Consider the following 2,805-nt stretch of genomic DNA (forward strand, 5'->3'; position numbering starts at 1 on the left):
CCCAGGCCGGGCACGGATGCAGGCGGCACCGAAGGCAGGCCGCCCGCGGAGTGCACGCCCGCAGGCGCTGTCGCCTCGCCCGGCAACGCCGAGAACAGGGCATTGGCCATGCGCGCGATCAGCGCCGGGTCGATGGGGGCGCCGGACGCGTCGGCGCCCGGCGAGAAGGAAGCGAGGGTCATGGCCGCTCCTTGCGCTTCACTTGTAGGTGTCCGGGTAGTCGTGGTACTTGTTCACCTCGACATCGTCCAGCACGGCCAGCGCATCGCTGGTGAGCACGGCCAGCGAGCAGTACTGCGAGATCAGGTAGGACGCGATGGCGTGGTTGTTGATGCCCATGAAGCGCACCGACAGGCCCGGGCCCTGCTCGCCCGCCAGGCCCGGCTGGAACAGGCCCACCACGCCCTGGCGCTTGTCGCCCACGCGCAGCAGCAGGATCTTGCTCTTGCCGTCGGCCACCGGCACCTTGTCGGACGGAATGAGCGGAATGCCGCGCCACGTGATGAACTGCGAGCCGAACAGGCTCACCGTGGGCGGGGGCGTGCCGCGGCGCGTGGCTTCGCGGCCGAAGGCGGCGATGGCGAGCGGATGGGTGAGGAAGAAGGCGGGCTCCTTCCACACCTTGGTCAGCAGCTCGTCCAGGTCGTCCGGCGTGGGCGCGCCGGTGAGCGGGAAGATGCGCTGCGCATCGGTCACCTGGGCCAGCAGGCCGTAGTCGGGGTTGTTGATCAGCTCGCTTTCCTGATTTTCCTTGATCGTCTCGATCGTCAGGCGCAGTTGCTCCTTGATCTGGTCGTGCGGGCTGCTGTACAGGTCCGACACGCGGGTGTGCACGTCCAGCACGGTGCTCACGGCGTTCAGGAAGAATTCGCGCGGGTTTTCTTCGTAATCGACGAAGGTGCGCGGCAGCTGGTTTTCCTCTTCCTTGGCCGTGCAGGTGACGCGGATGGATTCGGGGTTCTTGACCTTGTTCAGGCGGTAGATGCCTGCTTCCACCGGCACCCATTGCAGCAGGTGCGTGAGCCAGCGCGGGCTGATCGTTTCGAGTTGGGGGACCGTCTTGGTGGCATTGGCCAATTGCCGTGCGGCGTTGTCACCCAAGGCGGTCGTGCCGCCCACAGTTGCAGACATGAAGAACTCCGTGCGTTGTTGAAGAAAGCCTGGGCAGTGTCAAAGCTTCGAACGCGGCGCTCAACAGGCTATAGCCGTCAATTGCAGTCCCCGCACGAGATTGGCGTGTCCAATGGTTTCACCGCGCGTGACCAGCGCCGAGGGCCGCACCCCCAGCGCGCCGGCCAGCTTTTCCACCGTGAGCAGCGAGGCGATGGCGGCGCCCCGCTCGATCTCGCCCACGTACGAGCGGTTCAGGTCCGAATGCTCGGCCAGCCGTTCCTGCGACCACCCTTGCGCCTCGCGCGACTGGCGTACCGCCACCCCGAAGTTCTTGATCAGTACCGACATGCGTTTTCCCTGTTTCTTTTTTCTCGAACCCTGACAGCCGCGCCCCCTGCTTCAGGGGGCATTGCCGCCCCCTACCCTTCGCGCGACACCGCCTGCGTGACGTTGCCGCCCGGCGGCACGTCGTGCGTTACCCACACGTTGCCGCCGATGACCGCGCCGCGGCCCAGCGTGACCCGGCCCAGCACGGTCGCGCCCGCATAGATGACCACGTCGTCCTCGACCACCGGATGGCGCGGCAGGCCCTTCTGCAGATGCCCGTCGGCATCCGTGGGAAACCGCTTGGCGCCCAGCGTGACGGCCTGGTACAGGCGCACGCGCTCGCCGATCACCGCCGTCTCGCCGATCACGACGCCCGTGCCATGGTCGATAAAGAACCCTGCGCCGATCTGCGCCCCGGGGTGGATGTCGATGCCGGTCTGGCCGTGCGCCAGTTCGGCCACGATGCGCGCCAGCAGCGGCAGGCCCAGGGTGTAGAGGCGGTGCGCGATGCGGTGGTAGATCATGGCCAGCACGCCCGGATAGCACAGCAGCACCTCGTCCACGCTGCGCGCGGCGGGATCGCCCTGGTAGGCGGCGAGCACGTCGCTGTCCAGCAGCCGGCGGATGTCCGGCAGCGAAGCGGCGAAAGCCTGCGCGGCCGCCAGCGCCTGCGGCTCGATCGCCTCGCTGTCGGCCCCGCCGTGCTGGCGCGCGCCGTAGCGAAGCTCCAGCCGGACCTGCCCCAGCAAGGTATGCAGCGCCAGATCGAGCGTGTGGCCCACGTACCAGTCTTCGCTTTCCTGCCGAAGATCGTGAGGGCCCAGGCGCATGGGAAAGAGCGCGCCCTTCAACTGCTCCAGCACCTGTGCCAGCGCGTCGCGGGACGGAAACTCGCGCCCGCCCGGCTCCTGCGAACGCTTTTGGGAGTCGCGCCATTCGCGGCGGACGGCGTGCAGCGACTGCACGATGTGATCGGTCTCGAAGACAGCCATCAAGGCCTCCTGCCTGGGATGAAAGAAGTGGGGGCCCGTGGCGAACCGCCGCCGGGGCTTGCTGCCCGCGTCAATCCTGCACCCAGGGCAGGCGGTGAAAGCGCCAGCCGTCCGACGCGCCCCGCTGCTGGCGGTCATCGATCTCGCCCTCGAAGCCCTCGGTCACATTGAAGACATTCTGCAGGCCCGCCTTGGCCGCGGCCTCGGCCGCCAGCACCGAGCGCTTGCCGCTGCGGCACAGCAGCAGCACGGGCGCGTCGCGCGTGGCGGCCTTGGCGATGGCGGCCTCCAGTTCGCGCACGAAGCGGGGGTTGCGGGTGAGCGCCGTGCCCGTGGCCCAGGCCACGTGCAGGCTGCCCGGCACATGGCCGAC

General features: G+C 68.4%; 5 protein-coding genes. All 5 read right to left on the minus strand.

The window, feature by feature from the left end; genetic code table 11:
• Nucleotides 1-182, minus strand: a 182-nt coding sequence (locus AC27KI_RS22240; protein WP_487115875.1) for a hypothetical protein, incomplete at its 3' end; no start/stop codon positions are given.
• A gap of 16 nt (nt 183-198) precedes the next feature.
• Nucleotides 199-1,131, minus strand: a complete 933-nt coding sequence (locus AC27KI_RS22245; RefSeq protein ID WP_272547788.1) for a family 2A encapsulin nanocompartment shell protein — start codon at nt 1,129-1,131, stop codon at nt 199-201.
• Nucleotides 1,132-1,191: 60 nt separating this feature from the next.
• Entirely contained in the window at nt 1,192-1,461 is a 270-nt protein-coding gene (locus AC27KI_RS22250) for a helix-turn-helix domain-containing protein (protein ID WP_272547789.1), read from the minus strand.
• Nucleotides 1,462-1,532: 71 nt separating this feature from the next.
• Nucleotides 1,533-2,432, minus strand: coding sequence for a serine O-acetyltransferase EpsC (epsC, locus tag AC27KI_RS22255; RefSeq protein WP_487115878.1), 900 nt, complete (start codon nt 2,430-2,432; stop codon nt 1,533-1,535).
• A 70-nt stretch (nt 2,433-2,502) separates the two neighbouring features.
• On the minus strand, nt 2,503-2,805 hold a 303-nt coding region (locus tag AC27KI_RS22260), incomplete at its 5' end, for a rhodanese-like domain-containing protein (RefSeq protein ID WP_487115880.1).

Source organism: Acidovorax sp. KPB24-03 (genome assembly GCF_057546605.1).

Excerpts from the sequence above, each read along its gene's own strand:
- AC27KI_RS22245 (WP_272547788.1), bottom strand. The coding sequence starts at position 1,131 with ATGTCTGCAACTGTGGGCGGCACGACCGCCTTGGGTGACAACGCCGCA.
- AC27KI_RS22250 (WP_272547789.1), bottom strand. The coding sequence starts at position 1,461 with ATGTCGGTACTGATCAAGAACTTCGGGGTGGCGGTACGCCAGTCGCGC.
- epsC (WP_487115878.1), bottom strand. The coding sequence starts at position 2,432 with ATGGCTGTCTTCGAGACCGATCACATCGTGCAGTCGCTGCACGCCGTC.